This window comes from Tamlana crocina (genome assembly GCF_012037625.1).
In genome coordinates this window covers 1-280 of record NZ_JAAVJS010000889.1, presented here as the reverse complement: position 1 = coordinate 280, position 280 = coordinate 1, and the positions used below count along the sequence as shown (strand labels likewise).

Annotated in this window: 1 protein-coding gene; it reads left to right on the top strand. The window is 42.9% G+C overall.

The window, feature by feature from the left end:
* Nucleotides 1-280 (top strand): tyrosine/phenylalanine carboxypeptidase domain-containing protein (locus HC176_RS19400; RefSeq protein WP_167920588.1); only part of this gene is annotated, 280 nt, incomplete at both ends.

Genomic DNA, 280 nt, shown 5'->3' with positions numbered 1-280 from the left:
AATATCGAAAATTAAAGTTCGATCCTTATACTTTACAACGGCAGTTCTTCAGTCAGCGCCTTGAAGACATTCCCGATGAAGATATCTATAAACTTTATCACGATACCATTTACGAATATTCGGGCCTGGTGCAATGCGTGGCTTCAGTAGGGAAAGGGGCGAAGTTCTTCTACAATTCCCTGCGTGTATTCGGAACTCCACAGGAGAAGGATGTCAAAAATGCCAAATTCATCCTGCATTTCCATAAAGAAGAAGATGCCGAAGAAATGGTGCCGCGGTA